Genomic DNA, 18,203 nt, shown 5'->3' on the forward strand with positions numbered 1-18,203 from the left:
GCCGTCACGTGATGACCGCCGTCGTCGCGGCCGTGGCGGCGGTGACGGCGGTGATCGCCGCGATCGCGGCCTGCATGTTCCGGATCGCCTCGCCGACCGGTCCGCTCGCCCACTCGCCGGCCGCGATGGCCGCGAACCGCGGCTCGACCTCCTTGCGGGGCAGGTCGGGGAAGGCCAGGCGGTGCAGGCGGGTCGCGTGGATCAGGGCGATCAGCGTGGCGGTGCGGGCGTCCGGGTCCTCGCCGCGCAGGACGGCGGCGGCGAGGCGCTCGCGCAGTTCGCGCTCGACGGTCGGGTCGGCCTCGGGGTAGCGGCGGACCGGGAAGATGCCAAGGGCGCGGTGGCGCTCCTCGGTGACCAGGCCGCGCTCGCACAGGCGCTGGACGGCGTCGCGGACGGCGGTGGGGCGGTCCGTGGTGAGCCAGCCGGACGCCTTCCCCGCCCCCCGACCCGCGCCCTTGCGCTCGGCCCACTCGGCGAGCCGGTCGAGGCGGCCGTCCAGGAGCGGGTCGCCGGTGGGGGTGCGGTCGGCGACGGCGAGCCGGCCGTCGTCGACGGTGACGCGCCCGGCCAGCACGAGGTCCGCGAGGATGCCGCCCGCGACGGCCCAGCCCGCGCTCGCCGCCTCCTTCGCGACGCCGGACTCGTCGTCCAGCGAGAGCAGCATCAGTTCTTCGCCGATGGTCACCTGCATGTCCCGGCCCCTTCCGTGGTTCGTGATCATTGTTCCAGGAGGCCCTCGGGGCCCGTGAGGTCGGCCCCCAGGGTCTCGGCGAGGCGGCGGGCCCGGGTGTCCTCGCGCAGCAGCGTCCGGAGCAGGGCGTCGGTGTCGCGGGCGCCGGCCAGGTAGGCCTCGACGGAGCGCGGGTCGGCGGGCAGCGGCAGCCCGCCGTCGGCGAGGGCGGCGTGCGCGCGGGCGTGGTCGAGGCCGAGCCGGGCGGCGAGTGCGGAGTCCTCACCGTCCGCCGAGCCGCCCGCCGAGCCGTCCGCCGGGCCGCTGTCCGGGTCGCCGCCGGGGGACTGCCGCTGGTGGCGGGCGACCTCGTGCAGGGCGAGGACGGCGAGCAGGACGTGTTCGGTGCCGGGCGAGCGCCGGCCGAGGCGCTCGGCCTGGGCGTCGGTCTCCCGCCGGACGGCGGCGAGGGCGGCTCCGGCGGCGGCCGGGCGCGTCAGCATCCGTTTCCAGCGCGGCTGCCGGCCCGCGCGGTGGGCGAGGACGGCGTCCCGGGTGGGGCGCAGCAGGGGGTGGAGGCCGCCGCGGGCCGCCGGGGCGTCGAGGTGCGCGAGGACGGCGGCGGAGGCGACGCCGCAGCGGGCGAGCAGTTCGGCGGCGCGGTTGCCGGGGTCCGCGAGGACGGCGCGCAGGACGTGTTCGGCGGTGAACCTCGGGGCGTGTTCGTCGCGGGCGTGGTCCATCGCCGTGCCGAGGGCGTGGGCGGCGGCGGCGGAGATCCGGCGCTCGGCGTCCGCGAGCCCGCCGTCGTCGGCCGTCCACTCCACGTGGCGGTCGCGCAGGGCGGCGTGCAGGGCGGGCGCGGGCGCTCCGGCGGCGGTGAGGGCTCGGGCGGCGCCGCCGCCGGCGTCGGCCGCGGCGGCGAGCAGGTGTTCGGTGCCCAGCCGCCCGCCGCTGACCTGCCGCGCGGTGTCCAGGACGTCCAGCGCCCGCCGGTCCGGTTCCAGTGTCGTCTCCATGCCGGCCCTCCCCATTCCTTGGCCGCGACCATACGTCGAATTTGCCTTCACTTTGCCGAATTCGACGTAGGGAACGCGTCAAGAAATCCCGGCGCGGACCGGGGAAGCCGCCGACCAGGCACGAAGGTCTGCCCGTTCGGGCAGCGGTCCCGAGTGGGGCGGCGCTTACCGTGGACGGGTGAGCGTACGGGCGGGGGCACGGCGGGGCGGAGCGTCGGGGGCAGGCCCGGGGATGGCGCCCGGCACGAGCCCGGTGGCACACACTCCCGCCGCCGCCCTGCTGTCCCTGCAACGGGCGGCGGGGAACGCGGCCACCACCGCGCTCGTCCGGTCGGTGCGATCCGCGCCCACGGCCGTCGTCCAGCGCGTCGACGGCGTCGTCCAGCGCGTCGACGGCGCGGACACGGCTCCCGTGAGCGATCCGGAGGCGCTCGCGGCCGTCAACGCGCTCCCCGCGCACGTCCTGAGCGGGGGCGGCGGGGTCCCGCTCACCACCGACACGCAGAAGGGGCACTTCCTGCGGGCCGGCCTCGGCTGGTTCGGCACGGTGGCCGCGCTCGTCGCCCACTACTCCGCGATCGAGCAGTCCGCGGTGCCCGGCCGGCCCTGGCTGCACCGCGACGCCAAGGCCCGGCTGGAGGGGGTGGCGACGGCGCTGGAGGGCCCGATGCCGTCGTCCAGCACCGCCTTCGCCTTCCGCAAGTCCTTCGACGCGAACACCAAGTTCACCCCGGCGTCCATGCACACCCTCGGGTACGCCATCGACTACGACGCCACGAACATGCCGCAGATCGGCAAGGCCGAGACCGCGGAGCTGGTCCGGTCCGTCACCGGCGCGGAGAGCCACGCCGACCTGGGCGAGTACGGGCAGCGCAGGGCGTTGATCCGCGCGACCGGCGACGCGACCGCCGGGGACCCCGACGCCGCGCCCTCCCCCGCCGCCCAGGCGCACTTCGACCGGCTGCGCGCCGAGTCCGGGCGCCTCGCGCAGACCTCGGCGGCCTTCCAGGCCTCCCTCGGCGACAACCGCGACGCCTTCCTCGACCTGCGCACCCGCTACTTCGAGGCCGCCACCGACGCCGACCGCGCCGCCCTCCTCGCCCAGGTGCCCGCCCTCATCGCACCCTGGACGGCGGCGATCACCGCCGAGGAGCAACGGATCGCCCGGGCCGCCGCCGCGGCCGGTCTCGACGCGGCCGACCTGCCGAGCCGCCAGCGGCTCACCACCCAACTCGCCAACCTCGACGCGGTGAAGGCCGCCGCCGTCCGCGACCAGCGGGCGGTCCGGCACTCCGCCGAGCCGGCCGAGACGAGCCCGGCCGGCCGCCGGCTCGCACAGTGGGAGCAGAAGCTCGACCTGACGGCCTCCGGCGGCTACGCGGACCGGCTGACCGCCGTCGTCAACGCGGCCGAGGACCGCCGCACCGCGCTCGCCCCGCTGCTCGGCGCCCGCGAGCAGGCCGCGACGCTCACCTCCCTGCGCGCCAAACTCGCGACTCCCGCCTACCTGTTCGGGCAGAAGAAGGCGGGCAAGAAGGGCACCCGGCCGACCACGGCCGCCGCCGTCGCCTCCCCCTCGATGGCGCAGCTGGTCGAACGCGGTTTCTACAACCCCCGGGAGCGGACGGCCGGTTCGGAGCACTTCGACGCCGAGTTCCTGGTGCAGCTTGCGCGGCACGGCTTCGACGGCGGCCTGGCCTGGGGCGGGGAGTCCACCGACTCCATGCACATGGAACTGGTCGTCGACCGCCCGGCGGCCCAGCCCCCGGCCGGCGCACACCCGTAGCGCGCCGGATCGCCACAGGCCCCGGCCCCGGCCCCGGCCCGCGATCGGCATATTCGCGGCCCGGCATATCCGGCGACAGGGCGGCCCCGTTCCAGTAGTCTACCAACGATCACACTGAGTGATCATCATGGAGCTCTACCAGTGCGGGGGGAGCTGACCCTCGATGCACGATCGCGCCCACCACATCCACTCCGCCCCAGGTGATCCGGCACGGACCTCCTGGGTGATCCGCGACCACCTCCTCGACCGGCTGGCCCGCGCCTCGCCCGGTGCCCTGACGCTCCTGGTCGCACCCGCCGGCTACGGAAAGACGACACTGCTCGCGCAGCACCTCGAACGGTTCGCGGGCACGATCGTGCGCTGGCGCCCCTGGCGCGGCACGAGCGAGGCCGGGGCCCTCCTCTCCGCCGTCCGCCACGCGCTCGGCGGCGGCGCCGGACCGCTCACCGTCGAGAGCGTGCTGCGCCGCGTGGAGCGGCGGCCGGGCCCGGTGCTGCTCGCCGTCGACGACCTGCACCTGATCCACGGGACCGAGGCCGAGGCCGCGCTGGAGGAGATCGCGCTGCTCGCCCCGCCCAACCTCCGTCTCCTGCTGGCCGGCCAGCGGCTGCCCCAGTTCAACCTGACCCGCTGGGAGCTCGCCACGAGCACCGTCCTCGGCCCCGCCGACCTGCGGCTGCGCTCCGACGAGGTCCGCCGGCTGCTGCACGACGCGCACGGCGGCCGACCCTCCGCCCGGCAGACGGCGCAGGTGGACGGGCTCACCCAGGGCTGGCCCGCCGCGCTGCGGCTGGCCGGCCCCGCGCTCCTGCACCCGCCGGAGGCCGTCGCGGCCGTCGTCGGCTCCCTCACTCACGCCTACCTGGAGCGCGAGGTGATCCGGCCGCTCCCGGAGCGGCTCGTGCGCTTCCTGGAGCAGGTCAGCCCGCTGTCGCGGCTCGACGCGGCGCGCTGCGACGCGCTCGTCGGCGGCACGGAGAGCGCCTGGCTGCTGGGCGTCCTGGCCGACGAGCGCGGCCTGCTCAGGCGCGACCCGGCCGACGGCACCTTCCACTGGGGCCCGCTGCTCCGCGGCCACCTGCTGCGTCGCCGGCCGACCGGGACCACCGGCGGCGGGCGGGAGCGCCCGCCGTCCCGCGGCGTCGCGTCGACAGCCGCACCCGCGCCCGCCGTCGAATCGGCCACGCTGTCGCTGCGCTGCTTCGGCGGTTTCGAACTCACACTGGGGGAAAGGGACTTGACCTGGACGGCGATCCGCCCCCGGGCCCGGGCGCTGCTGCGACTGCTGGCGATCCACGCCGGCCAGCCCGTCCACCGGGAGCTGCTGGTCGAGGCACTGTGGCCCGAGCGCCCGCCCGCCACCGCCGCGCGCTGCCTGCACGTCGCCGTCTCCGCACTGCGGACCTTCCTGGAGCCCGGCGTCACCCGCGGCGGATCGCGGCTGCTGGTCCGCTCCGGCGAGGCCTACCTGCTGCGCATCCCCCCGGAGGGCAGCTACGACCTGCGGCGGTTCGAGACCTCGCTCGCGGAGGGCCGGGACGCCGAGGCGGCCGCCCGGCCGGAGGCGGCGGCCCGGGCCCTCCGCGCCGCGCTGGACGCGTACGCCGGGGAGCTGCTGCCCGAGGACGGTCCGGCGGAGTGGGTCGTGGAGCGCAGGGAGCACTACCGGCACGCCGCCGCCGAGGCCGCGCTGGTCCTCGCCAAGCTCGAACTCGCCCGCGGGCGGCCGGTCGCGGGCGCCCGGGCGGCGGCGCGCAGCGTGCAGATCGACCCGTTCCGGGACGACGCCTGGCAGACGCTGATCGTCGCCCACGAGCGGAGCGGGGAGACGGCGGCGGCCGAGCGCAGCCGGAAGGGGCACGCGCGGATGCTGCTCTCGCTCGGGCTCCCGGCCGCCCCGGTGGAAGTGATCTGATGCACAGTCAATTTCCGTAACCCTCATGGGCGTTCGAAGAACTCCAACTCGGCGACGGCCACCCTGCGGTCCGGTCCCGTGCCGTAGGCGGCGTCGACCGTCAGGCGGATCCGCACCACGTCGCCGACGGCGAGGTGGAAGCGCTGCTCGCCCGGCGCGTCGGCCGGATGGACCGTCCGGGTCGTCGCCCTGCCGTCCGAGCCGGTCAGGGTGACGGTGAGTTCGCGCGGGCGGGCCTGGGTGAGGAACTGCTCGGCGGTGGTCGAGGTGCCGGGGTAGACCACGAGGTCGAGCAGCCGGAACGGCGACGCGAAGTCCATCTCCAGGTACTCGCCGCGGCCGTCCCCGGGGCGGGCGGGCGCCCAGTAGCGGTCGGTGGTCCCGTCGACGGCGAGCGCCGCCGGGTGGGCCGGGTCCTCGCTGGAGGCCCGGACCGCGGTGGGGTGGACCTGCTGCGGCGTGGCGAGCCGGTCGCGGACCACCTCGACGCCGGCGGCCAGCTCGCCCCGGTACGCGTAGCCCCCGGCGGCGAGCAGCGCCACCAGCACCAGCGGCACGACGAACCGCGGGCGGCGCAGCCGGCGCACGCGCGGACGGTCCCCCGCGACCGGGCCCGGCCTCGGCCGGCGGACGAACGGCCGCCGCCACCACGGCGGCTTCGGCGCGACCCGGGCGTCTTCGAGCGGGTCGCCGCAGCGGCGGCAGTAGCGCCGGGTGGGCACGTTGCCGGTGCCGCACTGGCCGCAGATCAGGTCGCCGGGGGCGATCGGCTCCCGGTCGGCCGCCGGCCGGGGCGGGCGCGGCGGCGGGGGCGCGGACTCCTCGCCCGGCTGGACGGCCTTCGGCTGGACGGCGTGCGGCCGGGCTTTCGGCTCGGGTCTCGGGTGGGCTTTCGGGCGGGGCTTCGGGCGAGGTTTCGCCGGTGTCGATGCCGGTACCGGCGCCTCGGCCCCGGCGGCGGGTTCCGGTCGAGCGGCCGGAACCCCCGGCGGTGCGGACGGAGGCCCCGGCGGTGCGGACGGAGGCCCGGACGGGCGGGGCGGGACGACAGGGGCAGGCCCGGACGGGCGGGGCAGGACGGCCGGCGCGGGCCCGGACGCGGGAGGCGAAGGAGCAGGCGCAGAGGCCGTCTCCCGTGGCTCCTCCTCCCACGACAGGTACGCCCCGCACGCGCCGCAGAAGTCCTCGCCCCGCGCGCAGGGCTGACCGCAGTGCTCACACGTCGTCATGGTGCCCGTCCTCCTCCTCGGCCCTCCCGGGCCGCGCCGCCACCACCTCGACCGTGAACGGCACGTGCGCCGGCCGGTTGGCGGCCACCAGCTCCCGCACCGCCCGCAGGTCCACGACCGCCGGGTCCGGCACCCGCAGCCGCACCACCAGCCGGGGCGCGGCCTCCCCCGGCAGCGCCGCGTCCGGCCGGGCCGACCACCGGGCCCCGCCGCTCTCGTCGATCTCCGGCTCCACCCCGAACACCAGCCGCAGCTGTGCGGCCAGCCCCGCCCGCGTCCCGCGCACCGCGTGCAGCGCCGCCGCGTGGACGACGGCGGCGCGCCGCCGCTCCGGCGGGAGGTCCGGCCCGGTCGGCGCGCCGACCCATTGCGCCAGGTAGGCGAGGAAGTCCGGCGGCGCGAGCCGGGGGTCGAAGTACGCGGCCAGGTTGTCCAGCGTGCACAGCACCGGCGCGAGCACCTCGTCCAGCGCGCCCGTGAAGCGCTGGAGGAACAGGTTCTCCCCCGCGCCGTCCCCGTCGTCGGCGTAGACGCCGGGAAGCTGCGCCCCGAGCGGGTGGCGGCTGGGCAGGTCCGGGACGGGACCGCGTCCGTGCGACCGGGTCGGCATCCGTCCTCATTCCGCCGCGACGCGGACCTGGTGCTCGTACGAGAACACCAGGGCGTGCGGGGCGAGGTGGATCCGGTCGGTGGCCTCGCCGCGGTGGCCGTGTTCCGGGTCGGCCGGGAACAACCGGACGCTCTCGACCAGTTCGACGCCTGGCACCCGCTGCAGCACGGCGAAGACCTCGCCGGCGTGCAGCGGGCGGCCGAACGGCCAGCCGGTGCCGTCCGGCCCGCCGGTGAGCGGGTGGAGGTGGCGGTGGAGCGCGGCCAGCGCGGCCCGCTGCACGGCGCCCGGCGTGCTGCGCGGCCTGGCCCTCAGCGCGGCGACGACCGTGACGCCCTGGTAGTGCGGCGGCTCCACCAGCAGCCGCGCGCCGAGCAGCCTGCGTTCGTCCAGGTAGCCGGTGACCTGCTCCAACAACTCCTGCGAGCAGGCGAGTTGGGCGAAGGCCAGGCGGCCCTCGCCGTCGTCCTCGGCGTTCGGCACGAGCAGCACCCGCACCCCGCCGGCGTCCGGCCCGGTCTCGGTGGCGACGCAGCGCACCCGGCCGACGGCGGGCGCGGCCTCGCGCGCCAGCTCCTCGTAGTCCTCGGCGGTGACGGCCCGGCGGCGCGTGCGCAGCACGATCGGGCCGCGCAGCCGGGCACCCGCGACGTCCTCGCCGTCGACGCCGCCCTCCGCCGCCCGCGCGTTCTCCACCCGGGCCACGTACGGGACGGAGGTGCGCAGCACGGCCAGCGCGCCGCGGGCGACGTTGCCGCGGCGCCCGCCGCCGGTGGCGTACGCGCGGACCCGGACCGCCGTGCCCTCGGGCGGCACCGCGCCGTACCGGCGGAGCGTGCCGTCGGGTTCGCGCACGGCCGGGCCGAAGGCGATCTCGCCGGTGCTGCGGTCGAGCCGGAAGTGGCGGTCCTCGGAGGTCGAGCGGGCGAAGTCCTCCACCTCCTGCCACTCCTGCGTCCCGTCGGTGCCGGTGGTCTCGACGGTGACCGGCTCGCCGCCGGCGACCACGGGCGGGCGGGCGAGGATGAAGGTCTGGCCCGGCAGCCCGTCGGAGCGGCCGAGGGCCTCGCCCTCGACGCGCTCCGCGTGGACGGCGGTCGTGGTGCCGCCGACCGTGAACGCCTCGGCGGAGATCAGCACCGGCGTCGCGGAGTAGGACGGACGGCCGGGGACCGGCGCGGTGATCCGGCAGCGCAGCCAGCCGGCCCGGTGGCGGGCCTCCACCGAGGCGGCGTGGTCGGGCGGCAGCCGGAGGATGACGTCGCCGGGCCGGTTGAAGCCGCCGGTGGTGTCCCGCTGGACGGCGCAGCCCGCCCAGCCGTCGCCGGTCCAGGCCTCCCAGGCGAGCGGCGAGTGGTCGGGGTTGATGCCGTGCCCGCTGACCGGGAACTCCAGGCGCAGCGCCACGAGGCAGTGCGGCACGGCCTGCGAGAGGCCGAAGAGCAGGACGTCGCCGGGCACCGGGACGGCGGCGAAGCACGCGACGCCGCGGCCGTCGGCGAGGTCGGCGTCGCGGTCCACCGGGGCGCCCTGGGAGGCGGTCGCGAGGTGCGTCAACGTGCAGGGGAGGATGGCGAGTTCGCGGGCGGTGGAAAAGACCACGGCCGCCTCGGTCGCGGTCCGCACGGTGGCCACCTCCGCTCCGGCCCGCACCGGGACGGTCCGCTCCTGCGGCGCGGAGAGCCAGAAGGTGACCTCCGTCCGGGCGGCGGCCGGCGGGAGCAGGCGGACCCCGATCAGGTCGAGGAAGGCCAGGTGGTTCTTGTCGGGCACCCGGTTGAGCCGGTAGATCAGCTGGTCGACCATGTGGGCAAAGGTCTCGATCAGCGTCACGCCCGGGTCGGAGACGTTGTGGTCGCTCCACTCCGGGCAGCGCTGCTGGACGAGCCGCTTGGCCTCGTCGACGAGGTCCTGGAAGCGGCGGTCGTCCAGGTTGGGCTGCGGCAGGGGCATCAGGGGCTCCCCGGGTGGTCGGGGCGGTCGGGAACGTCGGCGCCGTCGGCGCCGTCGGCGCCGTCGGGGCCATCAGGGCCGTGCGCGGGGATGACGTAGAACGGGAAGACGAGGTTGCGCGGGTCGTTGGTGCCGCGCAGCGCGTAGCGGACGTCGATCCAGAGCGTGCCGGAGTCGACCGCGTCGAAGCCGACGACCACGTCCACGAGGTCGATCCGCGGCTCCCACCGCTCCAGCGACAGCCGCACCTCGTAGGCGATCAGACCTGCGGTGGCGCTGTCGGCGGGCGCGAAGACGTGGTCGTGGATGGCGCAGCCGAACAGCGGGCGCATCGGCCGCTCGCCCGGCGCGGTGGAGAGGATCAGACGGATGCTCTCCTCGACCTCGCGCTCCTGGGCGACCAGCGCGATCGACCCGGTCGGGTCGGTGCGGACCGGGAAGGCCCATCCCGCACCGATGAACCGACGTCCCATCACCCTCACCCGCCGATCAGCACGGTCGGGCAGCCACCGACGATCGGCGCGCCGCAGGCCGCGAGGTCGCCCGCGCGGGCCGCGGGCAGGCCGCCGATCAGGACGGTGGGGCAGCACGGCGGGGCGACGGCGCTCGGCGGGTGGACGGCGGGCGGCGGGAAGGAGCACACGTGCGGCGTGCCGACGACGGCCGCGGGCTGCCCGCCGATGAGAACGGTGGGGATCCCGGGCGGGGCGAGCACGCCGGGGTGCCCGGTCGGGTCCCCGACCCTGGCGGCAGGTGGCATCGGTGGTGCTCCTTCGCTCGTCCTCGTTCACCGGAGGTCAGTCATCGGAGGTCAGTCATCGGAGGTCAGTCATCGGAGGTCAGTCATTGGAGGTCGGTCATCGGAAGTCAGTTGATCTTGATGAGGGCGGCACTGATCGAGCAGGTCGCGCCGCCCTTGATCTCGGTGCTCGCCGTCCCGGACACGCCGACGGTCGCGCCCCTGACGTCGACCTGCCCCTGCGTCTGCAGCTTCACCGCGCCCGCGCCGCCGTCCAGTTGGACCCCCGAGCGGGCCGTCACCCGTACGGAGTCCCCGGCGAGTTCGAGCTTCCCCTGCCCGGCGTCGACGCTGACGCCCTGCGCGGCCTTGACGGTCACCTTCTCCTTGGCCTCGATCTCCACCGTGCCGTCGCTGTGCACGACCACGGACGTCGCCTTCCCGTCCAGGTGCAGCGTCACCTTGCCGTCCCCGGTGGACAGCCGGACGCCCTTCGGACCGGCGGCGGCGTCCAGCAGCTCCAGCCGGTTGCCGCTGCGCGACACCAGCGAGCGACGGTTGACGGCGCCGCTCGTCCCGTCCACCGCCTCCACGTCGTGCCGGGACGGCCGGTCCTCGCCGTTGTACAGCCCGCCGATCACGTACGGCCGGTCCACCAGGCCCTGCTCGAAGCCGACCAGCACCTCGTCCCCCACCTCCGGGCCGAACACCCCGCCCCCGCCCTTGCCGCCGGACTGCGCCGTCCGGGCCCAGTCGCTGACGTAGTCGTCCGAGAGCCACGGGAACGCCAGCCGCACCCGGCCCTGGTGCTCCGGGTCCCTGGTGTCCGTCACCGTCGCGTTGACCAGCCCCGCCACCCGGTCCCGGGGCCGGCCCCCGCCCGCCGTCAGACCGAGGAGCGAGCGGTCGGTGCGGCCGCTCACGGTGATCCACGTCTGGTAGCCGACCCCCGGATCGAACACGTGCCGGACCGCGGTGACGGTGTACTTGCCCTCGAACGGCGTCCCGACGTTCGTCAGCGTCACCGCACTGCCCGCCCGCAGCCGCGGGATGCCCATCGCCACCGCCGACAGCTCCGCGAACGACGCCGCCAGGTCGGCGGCCAGCGAGCGCGCCGCCCGGTCCGCCTCGGCCTGCGCCCCGAACGGGACGTCGACGGCCAGGAACGCCGCGTCCCCGAAGGGCTCGGCGGCCCGGGCCGGCGTCAGTCCGAGCGCGAGCAGGTCACTGGCGCCGGCCGGCGCGTGCGCGACCACCGCGCGCTTGGCCTGCACGTCCCAGCCGCGCGCCTCCACCTCCCGCACCTGGTCGGCGGACGTGACGACCGCGTGGCAGCGCAGCAGGTTGCGGCCCAGTTCCAGGACGAACGGGCTGGCCCGGACGGACGTCGACGTGCCCGGCGCACCGGCGGCCGGGGTCGGACGGCGGAAGTGGAACCGGCCGTCCACCACGGCCACCTCCCGGCCCGACCGGACGGCCAGGCGGCCCAGGAACTCCCAGTCGGTGAGGCCGGCCTGGGCCAGGTGCGGGTGGACGGTCGTCGTCGCGTCGACCGTGCCGAGCCGCAGCCCGGCCCGGCGCGCGACGGCCGTCGCGACGTCGGAGGCCGTCATCTGCCGGTAGCCGACCACCCGGCGCCCGCGCAGCAGCCGGTGCGAGTGGTCCAGCCCGCGGACGACGGTGAACGTGCCCGTCGCGTCCGCGTCCACCTCCAGCGCGGTGACCTCCCCGGACACCAGCAGCTCGCGCTGCGGGTCGTCGGCGACCCGCGCGAACAGCTTCACCTGCACGCCGATCGTCAGGCCCGCCTTGGCCAGGACCAGGTGGTGCGGGTCGCGGAAGCGCAGCACGAAGAGGTCCGGCAGGTGGCGGCTGCCGTCCACGTGGGCGGAGACGAGGAGCTCGGCGACGGCAGCGGCGAGCGGCTGCCCGCCGACCTCGACGGCGAGCGTGTTCACGAAGGCCTCACCGGCCATGGTCAGCGCCTCCCGCGGTTCATCGGGCCGTTCCCGTCCGCGATCTCCTCCGCGCCGGGCAGCAGCAGTTCGGTGCCGGGGTTCAGCCGCGTCGGATCGTCGATGCCGTTCGCCTCGGCGATCGCCCGCCAGGCCGCCGGATCGCCGTACTCGCGCCACGCCAGCAGGGCCAGGGTGTCCCCCGCCACGACGCGGTGCACACGGCGGGCGGCGAGTGCGCCCGAGGACGGGTTCTGGCCGGGGAGCTCGCCGCTGATCTCCTCCAAGGTCACCTGGCACACGGCGCGCACCGGCAGACCGCCGGCCGTGAACAGCGTGTACTTGGCCTGCACCTGGCTCACGTACGCGAGGAAGCCGGTCAGCCCGCCCCAGTGGAAGATCACCCACGGCGGCACGCCCTGCTGCTTGCCGTGGCTCTGGGCCGTCGGCACGCAGCACGCGAACAGCTGCTCCACCGCTTTGACCACCCGGTCGGAGGGGTGATCGGTGGTGTCGAAGAACATCTCCAGCGACAGCTTGCTGGGCTCGGCCCCCTTGAACTCGACCGGCCCCGCCTTCCGGGCGCCCTTCGACGTCTTGCGCTCCCACTTCGCGGACTTGGCGAGAGCGAGCTCCCGGGGGTTGAACTGGAAGTCGATCTTGTCGATCCGGGGTCCGGGCGTCGTCGTGCCGCCGTCGGCGGGCGGATGGCGCAGCTCCAGGTACGCCCGCTCCAGCTTCGGCCGGGCACCGGCCGGACCGCCGCCGGTCGCGCCGGCGGAGAAGACCACGGGTGAGGACGGCATGCTGCTCTCCTTTCAGGCCGTCGGACGTGGCCTCAGGCCCGGTCCGGGTCGAGGAAGCCGTGGTGCGCGATCTCCAGCGTCTCGGTCGCCACCTTGGGCGTCTCCGGGCTCAGCGACGGCCCCTGCCAGCGCACCGGCACCACGTCCAGCAGGCTCCACCGGGCGACCACCCGGCCGTCCGCCGTCATCGCACTGATGTGGCCGGTCTTGCGCGTCACCCCGGACACCATGCCCGCGATCCAGCGGGTCACCTTCTCGGTGTCCTTGGTGACGGGACGAGTCAGCTTGATGTTCGAGTACTTGATGCGGGACGGGAGTTGCCACACGTACCCGTTGTTGCCGCCCTCCTCGCGCTGCTCCATCACCACCTCGCAGCCCAGCCCCTCGCAGGAGTTGAACGTCCCGAGCTTGAAGTCGTCGATCTCGACGATGAAGCACACGCTCACCGCCGGGTCGTCATCGGCCATCGCGGGGCTCCTCTCAGTGGTAGGGGTGGGTGTCGAAGCGGAGGCCGGCGCGCTCGCGGTCCTGCCGGAGCTCGGCCCGGAGCAGGCGACCCAGGGGGTCGATCAGACGGCGGACGAGCTCGTCGGTGCTTTCGGGTGAGGCGGGGGGTGGAGCTGTGGGTGCGGCCGTGGGTGCGGCCGTGGGTGCGGCCGTGGTGCGGGCTTCCGCGCGCTGGACGGGCGGGGGCGGCGGTTCGGGTGACGGCGGCTCGGCCGGTTGCGGGGCCGGCGGCGCGAAGACCACGGACCCGTCGGGCATCCGCTGGGCGATGCCCGCGGCCACGGCGACCGTTCCCGGGTCGGCGGGAGTCCTGACCTGTGGCGGCGGCACGGCCGGCGGCGAGGCCTGGTAGTCCTCGCCGAGACCCTGCAACGGCAGCAGTGGGGACGTACGGCGCTGGACGGGCGTCGACGGGTCCGCTCGGCGAACGGCGCCGGCCGGCTCGACGCGGGCGGCCGGTGCCCAGACGACCGGGACGGCACTCGGCTCGGCCGTCACAGCGCCGGGAGGAGTCGCCTGCGGCGCGGGAGCCGAACGAAGCTGCAGCCCACGTTCACCGACGAGCCCGACGCTCGGTGCGCTCGCGGTGATCACGGCCGGGTCGGCGACACTGGCGGACTCACCCTCCGGGGGCGGAATCCGCTGCAACCTCACGGGCGTCACGGTCAGTTGCAGAGATCCGTGCGCTCCACCGGCGGCGACATCGGCGGCCCTCGGCAGCGCTACGGACGCACCCCCGCCACTCGTCGGCACCGCGTCGCCGACCGTCGGCGCCACGAGCCCCGCGCCTTCCGGCCCGCCCGAGCGCTGCACCGGCACACTCGACGTCGGACCGCCAACTCCGCTGACTCCCAACGGCGTTGAGCCACCGAGTAGCGGCGCAACGGACCCCGCACCTTCCGGACCGGCCGCCGCACCCGACGTCGGCTCACCAACTCCACTGATCACCGCCGGCGTTGAGCCACCGACCAGCGGCGCCACGAACCCCGCGTCCTCCGATCCGGCCGAACGCTGGACCGGCGCACCCGACTCATTCCGGGCCCCCGAACCACCAACCATCCCTGCCGCCGGCGGCGTTGCTCCGCTCGCCGACGGCACTGCGACGTCGCCCGACCAATGCTCCGGCTGAACCGGCGGGTTCGCCGCTACGACCGGCACCTCGCCCACCAACGGTGCCATGGGCAGGGACTCCGGCTCGGGCGCAGGCCCGTCGTCCGGCCGTACCGACGCCTTGGTCCCGGGAGGTCCGACCGCCGCAACCATCGGCGGCGGGGCGTCTTCCCATTGCGCCCCGACCGGCTGCGCCTCTCCTGCCGCCCGCTGCACGGTCGGCGACGGACCCGGCAACGGCGCACCGAGCCCGCCCGACCGCCGTGAGACGTGCGGCAGTCCCGGGTTGCCACTCGGAGTCACCCGAACCGGCGGAAGGGTTCCGGAGCCGCCCGCCTCCGCCGCCCGCTGCACGGCGGGACGAGACGCGAGCGGTGCGCCGAGGCCCAAGCGGCGGCTCGGCGGGGGTACCGCATCCGCCGCCCGCTGTCCCGCCTGCGCCGACCGCTGCACGGCGGGAGGCGGCATCGTCGACGGTCCGCCCTCCCTCCGCTGCGGTTCCTCGACTCGCTGCACCGGCACCGCCGGAACCGCCGGCGCCTCCGTTGCTGCCATCGCTGCCGTCACTGCCGCCTCAGGCGCCGATTCGCCGACGAGGGGCCGCTCCGGCACTCCGGCGGTCGCCAGTTTCCGCACCGGCAGTTGCTCGACCGACCGCGCGACCACCGTCATGGCCGCACCCGGCGCCGACGGCACGACCACCGGCTCCACGATCGACGGCTCAACGCCCGATGACGGCACGACCGACCGCCCCACAACCACCGGCTCCACGAGCGGCGACTCCAGGCCCGACGGCCCCGCAACCACCGGCTCCACGACCACCCCGGCCGACACCGCCGACGGGTCCGCCCCCGCCGCCCCCGCCACACCGCCCGCCGGCCGCACCAGCCCGTCCCCCGTCCCGCCCGGCGCCGCCGGGTGGACGAGGTGGCCGAGCGGCCCGAGGAAGGACGGGTCCTGCCGGCTCGTCAACCCGTCCCGGAAGCCCGCCGGGTCCGTGACGAGTTCCGGCGCACCGAAGGTGAGCCGCTGCACCGGCACCTCGCGCCAGTCGCCCCTCGGGCCCCGTGCCGCCGCCTGCGCCGCCGATTGCGGAACCGACTGCGGCACCGGCCCAGGGCCGACGGACCGCCCCCTCCTCAGCCACCCCCACACCGCCGCCTCACCGTCCCTGCGCGGCCAGGGCGTTGAGCCGGCCGATCTGTGCGACGAAGCGCAGCCGTTCAGGGTGTTCCAGGTCCAGGATCGAGTCCAGCGGCCAGTGGAAGTGGTAGGCGACGTACGCGACCTCCTCGTACAACCGCTCGGTCGCGTACGTCATGATTCCCCCAGGCGGCCGCCGGCGAGGTCGACCGCGAAGTCGCAGGAGCAGGACGGGCAGGTGACCTGCGCGCGGGTGTGTCCCTCGGCGTTGATCCGGCGGTAGAAGTCCTGGAGGAACGCCAGGTCGGAGGCGAACAGGTCCTCGATCACGCCCGCGTGCACGTCCGTGACGCCCCCGATCCGGGTGACCACCCGCCCGAGGAGCACCACGGAGAGGTACGCGGGGTTCTCCCGCACCCGGTCGTCCCGCAGCGGCACCAGTTCGTCCCGGGCCGTCGCGAGCCGCATGACGCCGGAGCGGTGCACCTGTCCGGAGTCGTCCAGGTACCCGCGCGGCAGCTCGAACGCGAACTCGGTCCGCATCGGCTCCCGCTGCCCGCCGACGGACGCGACCGGCTCGGCCACCCGTTCCGCCCCGGGCGGGGCGGCCATCTGTCGTCGCATCAGGGCCGCCTCAAGCCACGTCCATGGATTCGTACGTGATGACGATCTTCTCCGTGAGCACGCTGGTGTCGCCGGCCTTGAGCGAGCCGATCTCCAGGCTCTTCGGCCAGGCGTTGACGAGGTTGTAGCGCTTGATCGCGTTGCCCTCGTAGTCGAAGACGATGATCGCGCCGCCCTTCCTGACCTGCGCCATCTTGCCGAAGCGGGAGTCCTTGATCCACTTCTCGAAGCTGCTGTCGCCGGTCAGGCCACGGGTCAGCGTGACCTCGCCCGCCTTCGGCCGGCCGGGGAGCTTCTTGACCACGTACTTGCCGTCCGCGGTGTTCGCCTTCAGCTCGATGACGTCCTGTTCCATCTTCAGGCCCGTCACCTCGCTGATCTGTTTGATCACCACGCCGTCGAACTCCAGACCGAAGGAGTGGCCGACCGAACTGTCCTGGTCGGGAAGTGCCATCGCGCGCCAACCGCCTTTCCCTGCTCACTGATCGACGAGTACTCACCCGCCGACGGGTACTCACTCGTTGACGAGGCTCGTCCCGCCGGAGAACTGGGAGAGCCGGAAGACCACGAATTCGGCGGGCTTCACCGGCGCGACGCCGATCTCGCAGATCACCTGCCCGGCGTCGATGCCCTCGGCCGGGTTGGTCTCCCGGTCGCACTTCACGTAGAACGCCTCCTCGGGCGTGAGGCCGAACAGTGCGCCCTTGCGCCACTCGTTCACCAGGAACGCGGAGATCGTCCGCCGGATGCGCGCCCACAGCGCGTCGTCGTTCGGCTCGAACACCACCCACTGGGTGCCGATCAGGATCGACTCCTCCAGGTAGTTGAAGAGCCGGCGCACGTTCAGGTAGCGCCAGCTCGGGTCGGAGGAGAGGGTGCGCGCACCCCAGACCCGGATGCCCCGGCCCGGGAAGGCCCGGATGCAGTTGACGCCGATCGGGTTGAGCAGGTCGTGCTCGCCCTTGGTCAGGTTGACGGCGAGGTCGACGGCGCCGCGCACCACCTCGTTCGCGGGTGCCTTGTGCACGCCCCGGCTCTCGTCGTTGCGCGCCCACACGCCCGCCATCGCGCCGCTCGGCGGCACGAACCGCAGCCGGCCGTCGGACGGGTCCGCGACCTTCAGCCACGGGTAGTACAGGGCAGCGTGCTTGGAGTCGTAGCCGGCGCCGACCGTCCGCCACTCCTTGACCTGCTGCGGGGTCAGGTCGGGCAGGGGGTCGAGGATCGCGACGCGGTTGCCCATCAGCTCGCAGTGCGCGATCAGGGCGTGCTGCACCGCCTTGACCTGGTCGCCGTCCAGCGTGCCCTGCTCGTAGGCGCTCATCAGGTCGGGGACGGCGACCATCGTGATCTCGTCGACCGCCTCCAGGCCGCCGAGGCCCGTGCGGTCGTCGGCGCTGCCGACGTACTCGGCGGGCGTCGGGGCGCTCCCGACGGGCTGCGGCTGCGCGGGGGGCGCCGGGACGGCCACTTCCTGGTTCGCCGGACGGGCCGCGGCCTGGGCGCCGGCCTCCTCCACGGCGATCAGCCGCGAACGCTCCCGGACCACCGCCACCACGTAGGTGCGCTGGCCCCGCTTCGCGGACACGTCGAAGCTCTCCTCGACCTGCTCGCCGCGCTTGACCCGCAGCGTGAACGCGTCCTCGCCCGGCGACTCTCCGGCGGCGTCCGCGACCTCGACCGACAACCCCTCGCCCGCACCCGGCAACGCGGCGACCTGGAACCCGCCGAGCGTGGCCTTGCCTCCCCGGCGCTTGACCGGCCCCGGGGACGGCGGCGCAGCCGCGTTCCCGCCGCCGACCCGGACGACGTAGCAGACGCCGCCACCGTTGAGGAAGTACGCGTAGACCGCGTGCGCGAGGTAGCAGCCGTCGGCGAACTCCCCGAACTCCCGGGTGTACTGGCTCCAGTTGGTCACCAGCGTGGGCGTGTTCGGCGGCCCGCACGGCGCCAGGCCCACGAACGCCGCGACCGCCGTCCCGACCCCCTCGATCGGACGCGAACCCGCCTCGACCTCTTCGACGTAGACGCCCGGCGACAAATACGACGGCATCCCTCAGCCCCCTTCGGACCCAACCGGCCACGCCCAGCCTGGTGTCCCGGGGCGACCAAGGTCATGACCGCCGGTACGGCC

17 protein-coding genes are annotated in these 18,203 nt (G+C 75.3%); 2 read left to right on the top strand and 15 right to left on the bottom strand.

The genetic code is table 11. The features are described 5' to 3' along the window. Nucleotides 1–4: 4 nt before the first annotated feature. Nucleotides 5–694: a GPP34 family phosphoprotein gene (locus ACFVSN_RS04700; protein ID WP_387593699.1), complete on the bottom strand. Its 690-nt coding sequence runs from the start codon at nt 692–694 to the stop codon at nt 5–7. Nucleotides 695–720: 26 nt separating this feature from the next. Beyond that, nucleotides 721–1,692, bottom strand: coding sequence for a Clp protease N-terminal domain-containing protein (locus tag ACFVSN_RS04705; protein WP_387593697.1), 972 nt, complete (start codon nt 1,690–1,692; stop codon nt 721–723). 253 nt (nt 1,693–1,945) lie between these two features. Here ACFVSN_RS04705 and ACFVSN_RS04710 point away from each other — a divergent pair, with 253 nt between their 5' ends. Next, nucleotides 1,946–3,478, top strand: coding sequence for a hypothetical protein (locus tag ACFVSN_RS04710; RefSeq protein ID WP_387593695.1), 1,533 nt, complete (start codon nt 1,946–1,948; stop codon nt 3,476–3,478). 163 nt (nt 3,479–3,641) lie between these two features. Further along, nucleotides 3,642–5,393, top strand: coding sequence for a BTAD domain-containing putative transcriptional regulator (locus tag ACFVSN_RS04715; protein WP_387593693.1), 1,752 nt, complete (start codon nt 3,642–3,644; stop codon nt 5,391–5,393). A gap of 23 nt (nt 5,394–5,416) precedes the next feature. Here the strand turns inward: ACFVSN_RS04715 and ACFVSN_RS04720 are convergent, their stop codons facing one another. The 13 genes from ACFVSN_RS04720 to ACFVSN_RS04780 all read right to left on the bottom strand — a co-directional run bounded on the left by ACFVSN_RS04720 (nt 5,417) and on the right by ACFVSN_RS04780 (nt 18,122). After that, nucleotides 5,417–6,115 carry a discoidin domain-containing protein gene (locus tag ACFVSN_RS04720; protein ID WP_387593691.1) on the bottom strand — a complete coding sequence of 233 codons (699 nt, stop codon included), beginning with the start codon at nt 6,113–6,115 and terminating at the stop codon, nt 5,417–5,419. A gap of 493 nt (nt 6,116–6,608) precedes the next feature. Beyond that, complete coding sequence (locus ACFVSN_RS04725) at nt 6,609–7,232, bottom strand: phage tail protein (protein WP_380442598.1); 624 nt, start codon at nt 7,230–7,232, stop codon at nt 6,609–6,611. A 6-nt stretch (nt 7,233–7,238) separates the two neighbouring features. Next, nucleotides 7,239–9,185, bottom strand: coding sequence for a putative baseplate assembly protein (locus ACFVSN_RS04730; protein ID WP_387953693.1), 1,947 nt, complete (start codon nt 9,183–9,185; stop codon nt 7,239–7,241). Further along, entirely contained in the window at nt 9,185–9,658 is a 474-nt protein-coding gene (locus tag ACFVSN_RS04735; RefSeq protein ID WP_387593687.1) for a GPW/gp25 family protein, read from the bottom strand. Before ACFVSN_RS04735 ends, ACFVSN_RS04730 begins: the two co-directional genes overlap by 1 nt. Before the next feature lie 5 nt (nt 9,659–9,663). Further along, entirely contained in the window at nt 9,664–9,945 is a 282-nt protein-coding gene (locus tag ACFVSN_RS04740; protein WP_380442607.1) for a PAAR domain-containing protein, read from the bottom strand. 107 nt (nt 9,946–10,052) lie between these two features. After that, complete coding sequence (locus ACFVSN_RS04745; RefSeq protein WP_387593685.1) at nt 10,053–11,900, bottom strand: VgrG-related protein; 1,848 nt, start codon at nt 11,898–11,900, stop codon at nt 10,053–10,055. A 2-nt stretch (nt 11,901–11,902) separates the two neighbouring features. Then, nucleotides 11,903–12,685: a LysM peptidoglycan-binding domain-containing protein gene (locus tag ACFVSN_RS04750; RefSeq protein ID WP_387593683.1), complete on the bottom strand. Its 783-nt coding sequence runs from the start codon at nt 12,683–12,685 to the stop codon at nt 11,903–11,905. A 32-nt stretch (nt 12,686–12,717) separates the two neighbouring features. Continuing rightward, nucleotides 12,718–13,152, bottom strand: coding sequence for a phage tail protein (locus ACFVSN_RS04755; RefSeq protein WP_380442621.1), 435 nt, complete (start codon nt 13,150–13,152; stop codon nt 12,718–12,720). A 13-nt stretch (nt 13,153–13,165) separates the two neighbouring features. Further along, nucleotides 13,166–15,337 carry a hypothetical protein gene (locus ACFVSN_RS04760; RefSeq protein ID WP_387953695.1) on the bottom strand — a complete coding sequence of 724 codons (2,172 nt, stop codon included), beginning with the start codon at nt 15,335–15,337 and terminating at the stop codon, nt 13,166–13,168. Nucleotides 15,338–15,464: 127 nt separating this feature from the next. Further along, complete coding sequence (locus ACFVSN_RS04765) at nt 15,465–15,623, bottom strand: DUF6760 family protein (RefSeq protein WP_380442626.1); 159 nt, start codon at nt 15,621–15,623, stop codon at nt 15,465–15,467. Further along, nucleotides 15,620–16,069: a hypothetical protein gene (locus tag ACFVSN_RS04770; protein WP_380507366.1), complete on the bottom strand. Its 450-nt coding sequence runs from the start codon at nt 16,067–16,069 to the stop codon at nt 15,620–15,622. Before ACFVSN_RS04770 ends, ACFVSN_RS04765 begins: the two co-directional genes overlap by 4 nt. A 10-nt stretch (nt 16,070–16,079) precedes the next feature. Beyond that, entirely contained in the window at nt 16,080–16,523 is a 444-nt protein-coding gene (locus ACFVSN_RS04775; RefSeq protein WP_380442630.1) for a phage tail protein, read from the bottom strand. A 60-nt stretch (nt 16,524–16,583) separates the two neighbouring features. Then, nucleotides 16,584–18,122 carry a phage tail sheath family protein gene (locus ACFVSN_RS04780; protein ID WP_387593679.1) on the bottom strand — a complete coding sequence of 513 codons (1,539 nt, stop codon included), beginning with the start codon at nt 18,120–18,122 and terminating at the stop codon, nt 16,584–16,586. Nucleotides 18,123–18,203 lie beyond the last annotated feature (81 nt).

The sequence above is a fragment of the Kitasatospora sp. NPDC057904 genome, assembly GCF_042887925.1.
Classification (GTDB): Bacteria; Actinomycetota; Actinomycetes; order Streptomycetales; family Streptomycetaceae; genus Kitasatospora.